Source organism: Corynebacterium sp. HMSC056F09 (assembly GCF_001815785.1).
GTDB lineage: Bacteria > Actinomycetota > Actinomycetes > Mycobacteriales > Mycobacteriaceae > Corynebacterium > Corynebacterium hiratae.
On sequence record NZ_KV821945.1, the window covers coordinates 135389 to 151690 of the forward strand.

Consider the following 16302-nt stretch of genomic DNA (forward strand, 5'->3'; position numbering starts at 1 on the left):
AATCTCCTTAAAGTATCGTTGTGCGGCAAGGGCTCATGAAGAACCGTGTAGATACGACAAAAGCCTGCCGATGGACGTCTTGGACGAGTCATCGCAGGCTTAATACAAGATTCACTGCTTAACTTGTGCTATCGCGTCGATAACGGATTTCTCCCTCGCCGAGACGCACAAGATTTTAGCAGCAGCGTCGTCGCAGAACCAAATCTAGTGAGTCTCAAACAGCGTGGTCACAGAACCGTTCTCGAAAATCTCGTGGATGGTGCGAGCCAGCAGCGGGGCGATGGACAGCACAGTGAGGTTGTCCCAGCCCTCGGTGGACTGCGGCAGGGTATCGGTGGTGATGACCTCGACAGCGCCGCACTCGGACAGGCGCTCGCGAGCCGGGTCGGAGAAGACACCGTGGGTACAGGCAATAACCACGGACTTGGCGCCGGCCTCCTCCAGTACGCGGACCGCGCCCGCGATGGTGCCACCGGTGTCAATCATGTCATCGAGCAGGATGCAGTCCTTGCCCTCGACGTCACCGACGACGCGGTTGGACACCGTCTTGTTGGCTTCGGTGTTAGAGCGGGTCTTGTGGACGAAGGAGAGTGGGGCATCGCCCAACTCGTGTGCCCACTTCTCTGCCACCTTCACGCGGCCGGCATCGGGGGAGACCACGGCCAAGTTGTCCATCGGGTACTTGGACTTGATGTAGTCGGTCAGGATCGGCATGGCGTGCATGTGGTCGACCGGGCCATCGAAGAAGCCCTGAATCTGGTCGGTGTGCAGATCCACGGACACGATGCGGTCGGCACCGGCAGCGGCGAGCAGGTCCGCCACTAGGCGGGCGGAGATAGGCTCGCGGCCGAGGTGCTTCTTGTCCTGGCGCGCGTACGGGGAGAAGGGCAGGATGGCGGTGATGCGCTTAGCAGAGCCGCGCTTGAGCGCATCAATCATGATGAGCTGCTCTACCAGCCACTTGTTGAGCGGCTGGGTGTGGGACTGCATCACGAAGCAGTCAGCACCACGGACGGACTCCTCGAAGCGAATGAAGATCTCACCGTTGGCGAAATCGCGGGCGGTGGTCGGAACCAGATCGGTCTTGAGCTCCTTGGCCACAGCCTCAGCCAACGCCGGGTGAGCGCGCCCGGTGAAGAGCATCATGTTCTTGCTGCTGCCGGTAACCTTGCCAGTCATCAGTAGATATCCCTTTACTTGTCGTTAGTTAGTGGTCTGATCGTCAGCCTGGGCGTCCTGTGCCTTGTCGGCGGCTTCCGCTGCCGGCGTGCCCGGACGCTTCTTTTGCACCCAACCTTCGATGTTGCGCTGCTTGCCGCCGGAGACCGCGAGCGCTCCCGGGGGAACGTCGTCCTTAATTACTGTACCCGCACCGGAGTAGGCGCCATCACCGACGGTGACGGGGGCGATGAACATGGTGTCCGATCCGGTGCGCACGTGGCTGCCGATGGTGGTGTGGTGCTTGTTGACGCCGTCGTAGTTGACGAAGACGGAAGAGGCACCGATATTCGAGTAATCACCCACGGTGGCATCGCCGATGTAGGTCAGGTGCGGCACCTTGGTGCCGCGGCCAATCTGCGCCTTCTTCGCCTCGACGAAGCCGCCCAGCTTGCCCTCTTCACCCACGATGACGCCCGGGCGGATGTAGGTAAACGGGCCCACCTGAGCGTTGGTGCCGATGACGGAGTCGAAGCCGTGTGTGCGCACCACGCTGGCGCCAGCGCCCACCTGCATATTGGTCAGGGTGGTGTCGGGGCCCACCTCAGCACCATCGGCGATGGTTGTCGCACCCCACAGCTGGGTATTGGGGTGAATGACAACGTCCTGGCCAATGGTCACGTTGACGCCGATCCAAGTGGTATCGGGATCGACGATGGTGGCGCCGCCGCGCATGGCTTCCTCGACCACACGGCGGTTGAGAATGCGACCGGCCGCGGCCAACTGCACGCGGTCATTCACACCGGAGAGCTCCTCCGGATCGACAGCAACGTGCGCGCCGACGCGGTGGCCTCCCTCGCGGGCGATCTCCAGCACATCGGTGATGTAAAGCTCGCCCTGGGCGTTGTCGGAGTTGAGCTTCGTCAAGGCGTCGCGAAGCACGGCTCCATCGAAAGCAAAAACGCCGGAGTTGACCTCGCGCACCGCGCGCTGCTCCTCGGAGGCATCCTTTTGCTCCACGATGGCGGTGACCGATCCATCCTCGGCGCGCAGCACGCGGCCGTAACCGGTGGGATCCTCCAGGGTCATGGACAGCACGGTCACGGCGTTGCCTTGGCCGGTGTGGGTCTCGTGCAGCTGGCGCAGTGTCTCCGGGCGCAGAAGCGGAACGTCACCGTTGGTCACGATGACGGTGCCGTCGAAGTCAGGCAACGCACTCAGGCCGCACTGGACGGCGTGACCGGTACCGTTCTGCTCTTCCTGGACGGCCTGGGAGACCTCGCAGTCCAGCTCCTCGGAGATGGCATCGACGGCAGGGGAGACCTGGTCGCGCTGGTGGCCCACGACGACCACGAGGTGCTCCGGGTTCAAGCCAGCGGCTGCGTGGAGGGCGTGGCCGAGAAGTGACCTCCCGCCAATCTCATGCAACGTCTTTTGGGTTGAGGATTTCATGCGGGTACCTGCGCCTGCGGCAAGGACGATGGCGGCGCAGTTCGTTACTTCAGCCACGAGTGTGTGCTTCTCCTGTGATTGGGGATGTCAGGACTTACTTTTTTCATCATAACGCCTGCGTTCTATTTTTCGCGTGAGACCTCCGGAAGTGCCCGGGCACGCCAGGCGCCGAGCAGACCGATGCAGGCCAAGAACAGAATGGCTGCCGAGGGACCAGCCAGCGCGATCACGGCGGAGATGCCGCCAATCACGAGGAGAATGACACCCATCATGGTGTTTGCAGCCCCGACGTAGCGGGTGCGCTTGTCTTCGCCAGCCATGTCCACCACATAGGTCTTGCGCGCCACGCGAATGGCAGTGTGCGCCAGGTTGACCAGGAAGAAACCGAGAGGCAATGCCCACATGCTTACCGCTGCCGGCGCCCACGCGGCACACGCGACGATGCCCAGCAGGATGATCGCTGCGGCACCCGCACCCCAGGACATGACCAAGCGGGAGGACTTATCCGAGAGCACGCCGGATACACGGCCACCCACGAGGCTGGCCAAGCCCGAGGCCAAGACGAAGCCGCCGAGCCCGCTCAAAGCCTGCGAACCGATGCTCTGCGAAAGCACCACGATAAAGGAGGTGGACAGGGCAGACACCAAAAGCAGGGCACGAACGTTGACGAAGCTGCGGAAGCGGGAATCCTGGGTGTATAGCTTCCAGGTGTCCGTCCACCAGCTGCGGTTCAGGCCTTTCTGACCGGCGTCATCCGGCACCGGCTCCTCGATGGTGCGGAAGACTGCTGCCGCCAAGAACCACGTGGCCGCACCGATGGCCAGCAACGCCGCCAAACCCCAGCGCGGGAGCTCGCCCAGCACGGCGAGGATGCCACCGGTAATCAAGGTGACCGCGCCGCCGAGCTGCGTGGCCCGGCCGGTCACTACTCCGCGGTGGCCCTTGGAGATGGTGCGGCCCTGCACGTCTTTGCCGGTCAGCGAACACAGCGCGCGCAGCACGGCGAGAGCTGCCAGGGCGAGGCAGACGATGAGGCCGAGGAGGGGGCCGTCGACAAGCACCGCAGCCGCCGCGATGATCGCCGCGCACAGACCCTGGCCCACCGAGCCCAGCACCCACAGGCGTTTGCGTGCTGGATGGGACACCACCCACGGGGTCAGCGCCGCCTGCGGGAGCATGGAGCCGGACTCGCGCAAGGGGACCAGTAGGCCCGTGAAGAAGCCCGGCACCCCGGCCACGCTAAACAGCCAGGGTAGGACCGTCTTTCCGGAGAGCAATTGATCGCCCACTCCCTGCAGGCCATTCGACCAGACGAAGCGGCGGGCATTGGCGGACTCTTCGGACGGTGAGGAGCCGTGGGGAGATGCTGAACGCGAAGCCATGACTGTGATCTTAAGCCCGGCTCGCTCCAATCCGGGGTCTAAGGTTCACCTGATCTCTATCCTGGGAGGCATGTCTATCTCCGCTCGCCCTACAGTATCCCGCCGTATTTTTGTCCAGGGTTCCGTGCTGACTGTTGCCGGTGCCGCCGTGATGGGGTTGAGCGCCTGCTCCACTTCGGGGTCGAAGAATCAACCGGAGCCGCTGGGCTACGACGGCGAGCCGCGTGCCCTGCCCATCCCGCCCGTGGAGGAAGGGGAGGTCGTCGACGGCACGCGCGTATTCAAACTCACCGCCCAGGACGGCTACTCGGAGATCCTCCCCGGCAACGACCGCACGCGGACGTGGGGCTTCAACGGCGCCTTCTTGGGCCCCACTCTGCGGGCTCGGCGGGGCGAGAAAGTCCGCGCGGAGATCGCCAACGACCTCATAGAGATGACCACGGTGCACTGGCACGGCATGAAGCTTCCGGCCTATTCGGATGGCGGCCCGCACTCGCCGATTGAGGTGGGCAAGACCTGGAAGCCCGAGTGGGAGATCATCCAGCCCGCGGCCACGCTGTGGTACCACCCGCACCCGCACATGGCCACGGCCACGCATGCCTACCGCGGGTTGGCGGGTATGTTCCTCATCGATGATGACGTGTCCGATGATCTGGACCTGCCACAGGACTACGGCGTGGACGACATCCCGGTAGTCATCATGGATGCCAAGTTCACCGATGACGGCCAGATTGATGAAAAGAGCGATAACACTCTGGGCCTTCTGGGCACCACGCCTCTGGTCAACGGCATCACCAATGCGCGCTTCGACGCCACCACGCGCCGGGTCCGCCTGCGCCTGCTCAACGGCGCCTCCATGCGCTTTTACACACTGGATCTCAGCAACGGTCCCTTCCATGTCATCGCCACGGACACGGGGCTTCTCGACGCCCCCGTGGAAGTCGACTCCCTCTTCCTCGGCCCCGGCGAGCGCGCCGAAATCATCGTGGACTTGGAGCCCGGCAAGGAGGTCCAGCTGCGCTCGGTGCCGCGTAAGGATAACTTTGGGGTGCCCAAAGACAAGGATGCGGCCGACTTTGGCTTCCAGGATTCCTTCGATCTGCTCACTATTTCCGGGCCGGCGGAGAACGCCTCGGAACCACCCGCCCTGCCGGCAACCCTTGACCCCGCCGCGGCGGAGACCCCGTCCACGGAGGGGCTTGAAGAGCGCGAGTTCGTGCTCAACACCTTCATGATCAACGGTGAGCAGATGGACATGGCACGTGTGGATACCGTCATCGAGCACGACGCCCCGGAAATCTGGACCGTGACCAATGAGAACTCTGACTGGCCCCACAACTTCCACATCCACAACGCCCGCTTCAAGGTTCTGGAGTGGGACGGCGACGAGAAGATGGATGTGTTCAACTCCGGCTGGAAAGACATTGTCAACCTTCCGCCGAAGGTCACCGCACGCCTGCTGGTGGAGTTTGGTCACTTCCCGGATAAGACCATCCCGTACATGTACCACTGCCACATGCTGCTGCATGAGGACGAGGGAATGATGGGGCAGTACGTCATGGTCAACAAGGGTGAAAAGCCCGACGTGCGCGTCAAACCCGCGGCCTTAGTCTTCGACCAAACCGCCACCGCCCACTCCGCACACGCGGGCCAGGTGGTGGACTCCTCCCGCAGCCCCTATGCGACGCCGGAGGTGAAGGCTTAACCGTTCACGATTTTCTCGTAGGCACGGCCCGCCAGCGCCGAGCTGTGCCAGCGGCGGAAGAGGTTGGACGGGCGGTTGCGCATCAAGGTGACCGCGAATTTGCGAGCATCAGAGATTACTTCTGGTGCTAGGGCGTTGAAGGTTTCCTCGAGCTGGCCGATGGGGTAGTAGAACGCTTCGGTCGAGGTCACTTCGTATTCATGGCGCATGACTAAATGACAGGGCGAGTTGCTGATCCAGATGGCGTCAGGTTCTGCGTCCCAATCGATGTCTTCACTGGGGAGCAGGTTGAAGAATCCTGTGCCCAGGGCAAAGCTGTCGCGGAATGCTGGTTCTAAATCCGGGATGTGATCGAGAATATTGTTTCGTGGAAACACGAGAAACTCGAGTATCCCTGTGTTGAGAGTGGCGTAGCGGCCCCCTGCGGTCGAAGGATAGTCCGACAACGTCCAGTACGTTTTCTCTGTTTCTGGCGAAATAGGGATGATGTGCTCGAGGGCGAAGGCGATGTCCTTGGTTACTGCTTGGGCGACCTCGGGAGTTGCGTTCTTTTCCAGCTTTGTTGGCCCCGATTGTTCGGCGGCTCGGACAAAACTTGCGCGGTCAGACGGTGAGGGTTCCCAATCCCCAAGAACCCAGTGCTTTTGTTCGGTGACGGTTACGACTAAATCCAGCGGGCTGGGGCCTTCGGAGGCCAGTACTCCGCTCCGATTTCTGAGTAAGACTCCGGCAGCGAGTTGGCTCTGGATTATTTGCTTTTCAAGGATATCCAGCTCCAAAGGGGGTGCGGGCGCAAATGATAGTGCTACAACATCGCCCCAGGATTCATGATGATTGGAGCCATGCGTGTGGTCTCTGAACCGCTTGACGACGTCGATGGATTGGCCCACGTACTTGGTGCCATCGTCGAACTCGATGACGTAGATTCCACATCGCTCATTGGCGGGGAAGATGGGGCCGATGGGCGTGTTGGAGTCAAGCTCCAAGCGCTTGAAGTCAAGGGGAGAGGCCATGATGACAACGTAGACGATGCGTGGGCCCAGCGTCTGGGGATTGGGTGTTCCAGATAAAAGAAAGCCCCGCTGACGCGGGGAAGAGATGGTGTTAAACATCGACAAGGGCTCATCCCAGCAGCGCAGGGAAGGTAAAAGCTCCGCTATGAAGCCTACATGTGCATTAACAATTCACAATCTTCCGAGAAGTTATAACTTGTCAATGTTAGAGCTCTGGTATGCTGATTGTTATCTGCTTCTCTTGAAGGGTGAAAGTATGAAAAAAGCACTGGGCAGTGGGCAACCGCGAGTTTGATTCCAGACCGGACACGTGATTTTTGCCGTAGGGCAGATGGCTGGGCGCGCGAGCGTAGTCCGCAAGCTCAAAGTTTGTGGGCGAAATCCGGTGATGGCACAGATTTCTTGACGCTGCCGCAGCATATGGTGGACTCGGCATGCGCCGCCTCTTTCTTGTATAACTCCTGGTTGGCTGCTTCTGTGAAGCGCTATCTTTCAGAAGAGCTGGGGGTCGATGAGTCTGGGGTTGAGGCGCTATATGTGTGGCTTGCGGGAGTCCACGATGTGGGAAAAGCAATACGCACGTTCCAGCGCCTACTCCTGGAAAGTGATAAAGTGCATCTCGTTCATGCTGTCTCAGATGCAGGTTTAAATATCGAGCTCAGTGTTGATGAGGCAAACTTCGACAAGCTTCCGCATGGCGTTGTATCGGGTGAAATCCTCTCGCAATGGTTATGCGCGCGAGGTGTTCGCCTCCCAAAAGCTAACGCATTGGCGGCAGTGGTTAACGCCCATCACGGCATTGCGAATAAGCCTTCTACACAGGTGCGCGCCCTTATTGAGGATTATCCCGAGCCGTGGAAGAACGTACATAAAGAGCTACTTGACGCGATGACGGAGCTTTGCGGTGCTGATTCAGTACTTGAGAACGTCAGTCGGGGTAGAAAGCTGCATCAGGGCGCTGCGGAAATCCTTACTGGGCTCGTGGTGATGGCGGACTGGGTGGCTTCCAATGAAAGTGCGTTCACTCTGTACGTGAGTGGAACGCAGCTGGAACGAGTTGACGCAGCTACTGCAGCCATCGACGTAACGATGCCTTGGGAGCCTGAAAAAGGGGATTGGCAGGATATCGACGCTCACTTTAGGCGGTCGTTTGACTGGCCAGAGGAGTACCGCGCTCGGCCGGTGCAGCGTGCTGTCGTAGAAGCAGTGCAACAGTTGAAGGGACCAATGCTTGTTGTTATTGAGGCCGAAACTGGAGTTGGAAAGACTGAGGCGGCCCTGGCCACCGCGGAGATCCTAGGTGCTGGCAGCGGAGCACAAGGGATCTTCTTCGCGGCGCCGACAATGGCAACAGCCAATGGGTTGTTGGAGCGCACAATCGAATGGGCCTCGAACAACAGCATTGACTCGGTGAGGAGCATGTACCTTGCTCACTCCAAAAACGCGCTCTCGGAGCCGTACAGACAGCTGAAATTCTCACAAATCGGCAAAGACTCTGGGGAAGGCGGCGGAGTTATTGCGTCCCAATGGATGTCTGGACGTCGATTGGGGCTGCTGTCCAATTTTGTTGTGGGCACCGTGGACCAAGTTCTGATGATGGCGTTACAGCAGCGCTTCCACATGCTGTGGCACGTGGGGCTGGCGGGAAAAGTCATCATCTTCGATGAGGTGCACTCCTTTGATGTTTACACCAGTGACTACCTCCAACGAACCATCGAGTGGCTCGGCTACTACGGTGCCAGCGTCATTCTCATGTCAGCGACGCTTCCGCCAGACAAGCGACGGTCACTGGTGCAGGCATACTCCTGTGCTTCCTGGCCGGATGAGGACCCTATTGGGTATCCACTGCTAACACTCGCAACACGGGATTCCGTGGAGTTTCACTCGGTGCCGCCAATGCCGACGAACTTAGAAGCGCGCATCGAGTACCTAGACGATGATGTGGAAAAGCTCGTTACATTTGCGGAGCAATACCTCGACAAAGGCGGCTGCGCGCTCATTATTTGCAATACGATTGCCCGCGCACAAGAGGCATACCGAGTGTTGGAAGATGCTTATGGCAGTGATGTCCAGCTACACCATGCTGGTTTCGTTGCGTGGGAGCGCGTAGCGAAGGAAGATGCACTGCGCGAGGAGCTCGGACCTGATTCTCACCGGGGAGATGGGCGTCCGTGGCGAAAAATAGTGGTCGCAACCCAAGTCGCCGAGCAAAGTCTCGGCGACTTGATGCTGATATTCTTGTCACGGATATCGCCCCGATGGATCTCATTATTCAGCGCATCGGACGTTTGCATCGCCATGCGCGTCCAGCCACTGATCGGCCGGACAAGCTGCAACAGCCACGGGTGATGATTCGAGGAATTCTCGAGCGCGAGACAGTTCCCGAGTTTGATTCGGGAGCTGAGTTTATCTACGGCCAAACCCTGCTTCTATCGACCTACGCGACGCTTCCAGAAGTCTTTCGACGCCCCGACGACATTGAAGGACTTGTCCGAGCAGCCTATGACAAGAACTTCACTCCACCGGTGGAGTGGGAAGGGGCGTGGGAGAAGGCTCGGGAGCAGTACCTGTTTGATGAGGATAGCGCGCACTCGAAATCGTCGACTTTTCGACTGCCTAGCCCTCGGCGACGAACCAGCTATGATGCGCTGTTTTCGCAACTCATCAGTGATGACGCAACATCGGGAGATGAACGCGGTGCTGCTCAAGTCCGAGACGCCGAACCGTCGGTGGAAGTCATTCCTATTAGGAGTACTGAGTACGGGTATCAACCGTGGGGACTAGAGGAAGAAGCACTCGATGGAGCCGAGTTGTCCTACGATGTCGCGTTCCATTTGGCTTCGAGCACGGTTCGTCTCCCAACACGTATGACGAGGTGGGAATCTGATTTCGAGGCGGTTATCAGCACTTTGGAAGAAGCTACGCCGGCACAATGGCGTTCTCATTTCCTGTTGAGGGGACAACTGGCGTTGCCGCTGGACGAATCTGACACCGCCCAACTTGGCCGCTTTACCGTGACCTATTCCTCCAAGCTGGGAATCGAAATTCTTAGCGACGGGAGAAAGTGAATGTCCGTCGACCTTTGTACTCTGAGGGCACCTCCTCTCAGAGGCCCCTCTACGACAATCAACAACCCACAACAAGACAAAGAAAGGAGGCGAAAGAAGAATGACTGAAACCTTAACGTTTAACCTTCTCGATGAGCCATGGATCAAGTGCATGGATGGTACCAACCAGCCTGTAAGTTTGAGCATCCGCGATATCTTTTCGGGTCGAGGTGACGCCTATAAAGTCGTCGGCGACTCGCCAACCCAAGACTACGCGGTGCTTCGTGTGCTGCTGGCCATTTTTTGGCGGGCGCACGCTCTAGAACTTGTAGAAAGCTACGCGGGCAATAATTGGGAAGATTTTGATTGGCCAGAATGGTTCGATGATTTGCGTGACCAGCTTGTAAACGAGAAGCGCGATGACGTGGTCCTTGACTACCTCGAAGGCTTTGAAGATCGGTTTGATCTTCTTTCACCGAGTGCTCCCTTCATGCAAGTCGCTGACCTGCATACGAAGTCAGGTGCAACCCGACCAGTATCGTTCATTGTTCCGGAAGCCGCCGACGATTTCTTCACCATGCGCACAGCTGAAGGGCGAGAATCGCTAGCCCTTGATGAGGCAGCCCGGTGGCTCATTCACACTCAGGCGTTTGATTTCTCAGGCATTAAGTCAGGAGCGGAAGGGGATCCGCGTGTCAAAGGAGGCAAGGGATACCCCATCGGAACCGGGTGGACCGGACGCACTGGCGGCACGATTGTCCTAGGCGAAGGTGGGATTCTTGAGACTCTGATTCTCAATACCCCGCCGTCAGCGGTCTTGGATTCCCAAGAGGGAGGAGCTGTGCACGCGGATACTCCTGTTTGGGAACGTGAACCCGACACCGCAGCGCAGCGACCAGGATCAAATGATGACATAGGTGCTGTACCGCACGGTGCGGTCGATCTCGCTACGTGGCAGGCGCGGCGTATCCGTCTCTTTTTCGAAGGCGACCGTGCAGTCCAAGTACTCGTATCCAACGGTGACCGTATTCCAGATGCAGGAAAGAATGTCATGGGCGATCCCATGACTCCCTACCGCTACAGCCCGAACCAGTCGAAGAAGGGGACACCTGCATATTATGCCCGCCCCTATGACCCGACTCGGACAATGTGGCGAGCACTCGATGCATTGATCGCGTTGGAGGATGACCCCGGATTCGATAATGGAAAAAACAAAGCCCCAAAGCGGCCGCGGAACCTATCCAACCTGGCAGAACTCGAAGCGGATGGGTACTTGGACAAGAACCTTCTCGACCTTGCTTTAGTGTCGATGGAGTATGGCCCACAGGAATCGTCTGTAGCCTCGACATTCACCGCTACGATTGGCTTGCCACTCGTCGTTCTGCGTGCTGATGATACGGGCCGGAAGGTGCGCAATGCAGTTCGCACCTCTGCTGAGAAAACCGGAAAAGCAGCTATCAGCCTCGGCTGGTTTGCCGGTCAACTGCTTGTCGCCGCTGGCGGTGACTATGAATTCGGAAGCAGTACTGCAGACCGGTTCTATGCTCGCCTTGAGCCGCTCTTCCTGGCGTGGATGGCAGGCTTGAACTCTGACAACGCTGGAACGGGGCAGATTGATTGGCAAAAACAGCTCCGCGAGCAGGTGCTTCGTGACGCTCGCGAACTTCTTCGTGGTGCTGGAACAAAGGCCATCGTTGGCAGGGAAGTCGACGCCGGAGACAGCGGCAAGGGACGAATAGTTTCAGCCGGCTCGCTTTACCGTCATCTGCATCGAAGGCTGGACAAGGACCTTCCATTGACGGTCTCTCGCATTACCCCGGGCACAGATGCCTCTGAAAAACCACACGAGGATGACTCCGATGACTAACACTCCAACTACCACTGACAATCCGAGCACGTTGACAGGGGCAACCTTGCGCCCAGCAGTAGCTCGGACTGCAAACGACCTGCAGTTCGCCATCTTGCGCTCACCAAACCACGCGCAGAGCGCGCAAGCTCGTGCAACGCTTGCGAACCTTCGCAAGTATGCTTCCGCTCCCCTTAACAACCAGCCTCTAGCTCTGGAGGAAGTTCTACTAAGCCTTCACCCGCCCCTCAGCGAGAAAGAACTCGGCAGAGGAAACGCTCCTTCAGCATCGGAGTCTGCAGCATTTCATGCTCTCGTCATGTTTGGTATACACATGCAAAGCGCGACGACTGACGCCCACGTTGAAGGCCAAAGCTTTGCCCGTGCATGCGGCCGTTTCTTTGCACAGAGCGAATCGCAGTCCACAAAACCCCGCTTCGATGCCATGCTCGTTGCACGCGATGAAGCCTCCCGATTGATCCATATCCGCTCGCTCATCACACTGCTCCGCGGCGCAAAAACTGGCTTTGACTATGGACAATTTGCACAAGACCTCAGAACTCTCAACGCTCGTACTTCTACCCAAGCTGATCAGAATCGTCGCCAGGGAGTTCTTTTGAGATGGGGTCGTGATTTTGCCACTGGTGCTTTTACTAAAAGCACGAAAACCTCTGAATCCTAAACAACACTCTTGAACTGAAAGGAAAGTTCACCATGTCACTTGTCATTGATATCCACGCACTGCAAACGCTGCCGCCATCCCTGATCAACCGCGACGATACAGGTGCACCTAAGTCCGCTATTTTTGGTGGAGTCCCGCGCCAGCGCGTGTCCTCCCAGTCCTGGAAGCGCGCAATCCGTAGCTACTTTGAAAAGAATGTTGATCCTGAGTCTGTGGGAGACCGCTCGAAGCGCTTGCCGGAGAAGATCGCCAAGCTGGTTGAGAAACACGAAGGCTGGGATGCCGAGCGCGCAATCAAGCAGGTTAGTGACCTCTTCAAGGTCGCAGGAATTTCGACCGAAGTTGATAACAAGCGGATCAAGGAACTAGAAAAGTCCGAAGTCGAGGATAAAGAAGAGCTCCTCAAGGAAGCCCGCTATCCGCGCACCAAATACCTCATTTTCTTGAGCCCGCAGCAGATTGACCGCGCGGTCCGGGCAATCGTCGCTGCAGACGGAGAGAAGATCAAAAAGGCTGAGGCGAAGGAAATTCTCGATACTCAGCACTCGGTTGATATGGCGATGTTTGGTCGCATGATTGCTGATGACGCTGCCTTTAACGTCGATGCCGCAGTGCAGGTCGCTCATGCGCTGGGCATTCACGATAGTGCTCCGGAGTTCGATTACTTCACTGCTGTCGACGATCTGGCAGAAGACGGTGAAGAGACAGGCGCTGGGATGATCGGCACGGTCCAAATGATGTCCTCCACCCTGTACCGGTTTGCCACCGTGAATGTAGCAGGCCTTAAGGAGAATCTTGACTCCGAAGAGAACGCGAAGCAGGCAGCGGTTCAGTTTGTCGACGCCTTCATCAAGTCCATGCCGACCGGCAAGATCAACACTTTTGCCAACCACACGCTGCCCGAGCTGGTCTATGTCACGGTGCGGGATACACGTCCGGTCAGCCTTGTGACGGCGTTCGAGGAGCCGGTCCAAGCCACCGATGACAAGAATTTGCGCATCGCTGGTGCCGAAGCTCTAGCAAAGGAAGAAAAGGAGTTTGAGGAGAACTACGGGCTAAAGCCATTGGCTGCATTCGTGGTTGGCGTAAGCGAAGCGCGAGCACCGTTCGCTGACATTGCTGAGACCGTTACTCTGCCCGAGCTTTCGGAACGTCTCACCGCAGCGTTGGATTCCTCCCAGTCCTAGTGAAGGGAGTCATCTCATGACATCGAGCTTATTACTACTACTCAAAGCCCCCTTGCAGTCTTGGGGCAACGAATCGCGCTATACAACGCGAACAACATCTCAGATTCCATCGAAGTCGGGAGTGCTCGGCATGCTTGCCGCTGCAGAAGGTCGCCGACGGACCGACGACATTGAGGATCTCGCACGTCTGACGTTCGCTGTGCGAGTTGACCAGTCCGGCAGTTTGCTTCGCGACTACCAGACCGCGCAGAATTGGCAGCGCAATCCTCAAGCATCTGCAAAGTTGATTACACGTTATTTCCTATCCGATGCTGCTTTTGTTGCTGCGATCGAAGCTGAAGACCGTGAATTGCTCGAAGGCTTGGTAGAAGCACTACACAAACCTGCGTTCCCTATTTTCTTGGGACGGCGGTCATGTCCGGCTCCGCCGAATGTAGTGCAGGGAATCGTAGATAAGCCTGCGGTTGAGGCGCTCCAAGCACACCCTACGTGGCATGCCACAAAGGAGTACATGAAGACCTGCGGGGAGAAGGTCGCCCTGCCGATCTATCGCGACGCGAAGCCAGGTGAAGTAGGTGAGTCGTTGCAGGACGTTCCCGTGTCTTTCGACCCGAGGCACCGTAAGTACTCGTGGCGCACAGTAGTTCAACGCGAAAGCGCCACGGTGGATAACCCCTTGGATGCCTCGCAGCTGCGACCAGACCCATTCATGGAAGCGGTGATGAACGCATGACCACGCTAACTAAAATCTTGATCAACCCACAGCTGCGTCAAGGGCGAAAGCTGCTGACGAACCCACATGCTATGCATGCGGCAGTTAGCGCAGCTTTTCCGCCGGACATCGATACCGATGAAGCTCGGTTGTTGTGGCGGATTGATCGCAATAGACACGAGAATGTCCTATACATTGTTGGCCCTGAGAAACCGACAGCTTCGGGAATCGTAGAGCAGGCTGGCTACGACACACGTCCCGCCCAGTCCCTTGATTACACCCGCCTGTTGAGTTCACTGCAGAAGGGGCAACGATGGAGGTTTGAACTGCTAGCAAACCCAACCTTTTCTCAGTCTAACGACGGAAAGCGCGGCAAAGTTAAGGCCCATGTTTCAGTGGAGCACCAGCTTGAGTGGCTTTACTCTCGGGCAGCAAAGGCGGGTTTTGCGCTGGCTCCTCGCGCCAACGATGCGGTGTCTGCGGAAGAACGTGCTCGTTGGTCGGTAGAGGACGAAACAGCCATCGTGGAAAGACGCTCCCTCGATTTCCGTAAAGGGGAGAACCGACGTCCTATCCGTATCGTAACGGCCCGCTATCGTGGCACCTTGGAGGTCACCGAGCCTCATCTACTCCGCTCCACACTTACTCACGGCATTGGCCGTGCTCGTGGCTATGGTTGTGGCCTGATGACGCTGGCGGCAGTTTCTTAATGGCTATGCCACGTGAGGTCCCTCTCGCACGCCAGGCATTGGCACGCGTCGGGGACCGCATCAGTTTTCTTTACGCTGAGCGTTGTGTGGTGAACCGTGATGGGAATTCGCTCACGATCCTGGATCAACGGGGGATCGCGCACCTTCCAGCTACCCAAATTGCCGCACTTCTTTTAGGGCCTGGGACAAAAATTACTTACGCGGCTATGGCTTTGCTTGGCGATGCCGGCGTGAGCACCATATGGGTAGGGGAGCGCGGTGTGCGGTACTACGCGCACGGCCGTCCGCCAGCGAAATCAAGCCGCATGGCAGAAATCCAAGCGGAGGTAGTCACCCATCAGCGCAAGCGTTTGAATTGTGCGCGACGCATGTACTCGATGCGGTTTCCTGGCGAAGATGTGTCAAGTCTGACCATGGCACAACTACGCGGCCGGGAAGGCGCGAGGATGAAGAAAGTTTACGAAGCGGAATCGAAACGGACCGGAGTTTATTGGAATCGTCGATCCTACGATCCGAATGACTTCGATTCTTCGGATCCAATCAACCAGGCGCTTACCGCTGCGAGCGCAGCGCTCTATGGTGTAGCACATGCTGTTATCGCTGCACTAGGTTTCGTTCCAGCGTTAGGAGTTATTCACACGGGAACCGATCGATCCTTTGTTTATGACATCGCAGATTTATACAAGGCAGAGATTTCGATCCCGGCTGCATTCGACACTGTCGCTGCGGCCAAAGGAAAACCATCGACGGAAGTCCGTCGGCGCGTTCGCGATTATGTTGTTTCGCACAGGCTCATGCCGCGCATGGTGAAAGACTTGAAGGCGTTGTTCGACGTGCCTGATGAAGAGCTCGTCAGCGATGTTGAACTCATGTTGTGGAGTGAACTTGAGGTTATTGCTTCGGGAATGAATTGGGCTGAAGAGGAGACACTTTCGTGATCGTTCTCGTAGTAACAGCATGCCCCGCTGGATTACGGGGTGATCTATCGAAATGGCTTATTGAACTCACACCGGGTGTATTTGTTGGCCGTCCTTCCGCAAGAATCCGTGATTTGTTGTGGGAGCGAACAGTCGAACTATGTAAAGACGGAAGAGCGTTATTGGTCTATTCGGCAGCCAATGAACAAGGCCTCGAGTTTAGAACGCATCGGCACCATTGGCAGCCAACAGATTTCGATGGAGTCACTCTTATGGTTCGTCCTTCTCCTGGACGCAAGCCCGTGCAGAGCAGAACTGGTTGGTCGCGAGCACGTCAGGTCCGTTCTGCCTATCGGAAGCAGAAAGGGAAATAGAAAGGACTGGGACGCAACACAACCTATTCTTTGTCTTTGCGAAGTCGTATGTAAACTGAGCCCAGGGCTCCTTAACTCGCTGTTCAACAAGGGTGCTCCCCGCGTGAGCGGGGATGA

General features: G+C 57.8%; 14 protein-coding genes. 10 read left to right on the top strand and 4 right to left on the bottom strand.

What is annotated here, in order from left to right; translation table 11 throughout:
* Positions 1–204: 204 nt before the first annotated feature.
* The 3 genes from HMPREF3056_RS08780 to HMPREF3056_RS08790 form a co-directional block, all read right to left on the bottom strand.
* On the bottom strand, positions 205–1179 hold the full coding sequence (locus HMPREF3056_RS08780; protein ID WP_070754576.1) for a ribose-phosphate diphosphokinase: 975 nt from the start codon (positions 1177–1179) through the stop codon (positions 205–207).
* Positions 1180–1203: 24 nt separating this feature from the next.
* Positions 1204–2667 (bottom strand): bifunctional UDP-N-acetylglucosamine diphosphorylase/glucosamine-1-phosphate N-acetyltransferase GlmU, encoded by a 1464-nt coding sequence (glmU, locus tag HMPREF3056_RS08785; protein WP_049154281.1) that lies wholly within the window; start codon positions 2665–2667, stop codon positions 1204–1206.
* Between the two features lie 65 nt (positions 2668–2732).
* Positions 2733–3992, bottom strand: a complete 1260-nt coding sequence (locus HMPREF3056_RS08790) for an MFS transporter (RefSeq protein ID WP_070681825.1) — start codon at positions 3990–3992, stop codon at positions 2733–2735.
* Positions 3993–4062: 70 nt separating this feature from the next.
* On the opposite strand from HMPREF3056_RS08790, the gene HMPREF3056_RS08795 reads away from it, so the two are divergent.
* Positions 4063–5697 carry a multicopper oxidase family protein gene (locus tag HMPREF3056_RS08795; protein ID WP_070754585.1) on the top strand — a complete coding sequence of 545 codons (1635 nt, stop codon included), beginning with the start codon at positions 4063–4065 and terminating at the stop codon, positions 5695–5697.
* Here the strand turns inward: HMPREF3056_RS08795 and HMPREF3056_RS13765 are convergent.
* Complete coding sequence (locus HMPREF3056_RS13765) at positions 5694–6809, bottom strand: GIY-YIG nuclease family protein (protein ID WP_246822496.1); 1116 nt, start codon at positions 6807–6809, stop codon at positions 5694–5696. The two genes, HMPREF3056_RS08795 and HMPREF3056_RS13765, sit on opposite strands and share 4 nt — an antisense overlap.
* Before the next feature lie 303 nt (positions 6810–7112).
* Between HMPREF3056_RS13765 and cas3 the strand changes: the two genes are divergently transcribed.
* The 9 genes from cas3 to cas2e all read left to right on the top strand — a co-directional run bounded on the left by cas3 (position 7113) and on the right by cas2e (position 16185).
* Positions 7113–9059, top strand: coding sequence for a CRISPR-associated helicase Cas3' (cas3, locus tag HMPREF3056_RS08810; RefSeq protein WP_246822497.1), 1947 nt, complete (start codon positions 7113–7115; stop codon positions 9057–9059).
* A complete protein-coding gene (locus HMPREF3056_RS13770; RefSeq protein ID WP_371441528.1) occupies positions 8960–9778 on the top strand; it encodes a hypothetical protein in 819 nt (272 codons plus the stop codon). Before cas3 ends, HMPREF3056_RS13770 begins: the two co-directional genes overlap by 100 nt.
* 100 nt (positions 9779–9878) lie before the next feature.
* Complete coding sequence (casA, locus tag HMPREF3056_RS08815; protein ID WP_070754577.1) at positions 9879–11624, top strand: type I-E CRISPR-associated protein Cse1/CasA; 1746 nt, start codon at positions 9879–9881, stop codon at positions 11622–11624.
* Entirely contained in the window at positions 11617–12285 is a 669-nt protein-coding gene (gene casB, locus HMPREF3056_RS13075) for a type I-E CRISPR-associated protein Cse2/CasB (RefSeq protein WP_083317802.1), read from the top strand. The genes casA and casB overlap by 8 nt, the downstream gene beginning before the upstream one ends.
* Before the next feature lie 32 nt (positions 12286–12317).
* Complete coding sequence (gene cas7e / locus HMPREF3056_RS08820; RefSeq protein WP_070754578.1) at positions 12318–13472, top strand: type I-E CRISPR-associated protein Cas7/Cse4/CasC; 1155 nt, start codon at positions 12318–12320, stop codon at positions 13470–13472.
* A gap of 16 nt (positions 13473–13488) precedes the next feature.
* Positions 13489–14205 carry a type I-E CRISPR-associated protein Cas5/CasD gene (gene cas5e / locus HMPREF3056_RS08825; RefSeq protein WP_070754579.1) on the top strand — a complete coding sequence of 239 codons (717 nt, stop codon included), beginning with the start codon at positions 13489–13491 and terminating at the stop codon, positions 14203–14205.
* Positions 14202–14894, top strand: coding sequence for a type I-E CRISPR-associated protein Cas6/Cse3/CasE (gene cas6e, locus HMPREF3056_RS08830; protein WP_070754580.1), 693 nt, complete (start codon positions 14202–14204; stop codon positions 14892–14894). The genes cas5e and cas6e overlap by 4 nt, the downstream gene beginning before the upstream one ends.
* Positions 14894–15832 carry a type I-E CRISPR-associated endonuclease Cas1e gene (cas1e, locus tag HMPREF3056_RS08835; protein WP_070754581.1) on the top strand — a complete coding sequence of 313 codons (939 nt, stop codon included), beginning with the start codon at positions 14894–14896 and terminating at the stop codon, positions 15830–15832. Before cas6e ends, cas1e begins: the two co-directional genes overlap by 1 nt.
* Complete coding sequence (cas2e, locus tag HMPREF3056_RS13080; protein ID WP_083317803.1) at positions 15829–16185, top strand: type I-E CRISPR-associated endoribonuclease Cas2e; 357 nt, start codon at positions 15829–15831, stop codon at positions 16183–16185. The genes cas1e and cas2e overlap by 4 nt, the downstream gene beginning before the upstream one ends.
* Positions 16186–16302 lie beyond the last annotated feature (117 nt).